At 37.2% G+C, this 1,305-nt stretch carries 1 protein-coding gene; it reads left to right on the top strand.

What is annotated here, in order from left to right:
* Positions 1-1,305 (top strand): type ISP restriction/modification enzyme (locus BN338_RS12365; protein WP_039761965.1); only part of this gene is annotated, 1,305 nt, incomplete at both ends.

Here is a 1,305-nt window from a genome sequence, read left to right as displayed (position 1 = left end):
AGAACATCAGAAAAATCTAAACATTCAAGTTATTTTTGGTAATCCTCCTTATTCTATGGGGCAAAAGAATGAAAATGATAATGCAAAGAATACGCCTTATCCCCTATTAGATGACCGTATTCGTGAGACTTATGTTACTCAATCTAAAGCAACCAATAAACGGTCGCTTTACGACAGCTATATCCGTGCTATACGCTGGGCTAGTGACCGTATTGATAATGCTGGGGTCATTGGTTTTGTTTCTGGTTCGGGTTATATAGAAAAACCAGCAATGGATAGCTTACGAAAATCTTTAGCTAAAGAATTCACCAGTATTTATGTGCTCAACTTACGAGGTGATATACGTAAAAACATGTTAAGCAATGGAGCTGCTCAAGAAGGCGAAAATGTTTTTGGCAATGGTAGTATGACCGGTATTGCTATAACGCTCTTTATCAAAAATCCTATTGTTACTGGACCTTGTAAAATTTACTATCACGACATTGGCAAAAATCTTACAACTGAAAGAAAACTTGATATAATAAAATCCTTTAAGAGTATTGGTGGCATTACACAAAAACAAGCTTGGCAACTTATTACACCAGATAAACATGGTGATTGGATAAATCAACGTGATGAGAGTTTCAAAACATTTTTAGCTTTAGGTGTTAAAAAGGGGCATGATACAAAGCTTTTTGAGATTTATTCTTGTGGTGTTCAAACCGGTCGTGATGCTTGGGCATATAACTCAAGCCGTGAGACTTTAGCGAAAAATATGAACAATATGGTTGCTTTTTATAATAGCGAAGTCGAGCCCTTTAATAGTGCTCATCCACATGCTGACCGCGCGACACGTAAAAAGGCTTTAGACAGTTTTGTAAATAGCGATGCAAGTAAAATCAGTTGGAGTCATAGTCTCAAACAAGAATTGCTAAGAGGAAAGGTTTTTGAATTTGAAAATAGCTGTCTTACGCAAAGTTTTTATCGTCCTTTTACAAAACAGTGGCTTTATTATAATCGCAATTTCAATGAGAGTATTTATCAAATACCATGTATGTTGCCGATAGGACGGGCGATTGAAAATAGAGTGATACAACTTGCAGGAGTTGGGGCAAGAAGCGGTTTTTCTGTACTCATGACGAATACTGTGCCTAACTATCATGCAATAGATACTGGTCAATGCTTTCCACGCTATATTTACGAAGACGCTCCAGTTTCAAAAAGTAAAAGTGAGAAACAATCCCATTTGTTTACGAATTCTACAGAAGAAAAAGCAACAGCTGGTTTACAACGGCGTGATGCACTTACTGATGAGGGGCTAGCACA

Source organism: Bartonella queenslandensis AUST/NH15 (genome assembly GCF_000312585.1).
GTDB classification, from domain to species: Bacteria; Pseudomonadota; Alphaproteobacteria; order Rhizobiales; family Rhizobiaceae; genus Bartonella; species Bartonella queenslandensis_A.
This window is presented reverse-complemented; position numbering and strand designations above follow the sequence as displayed.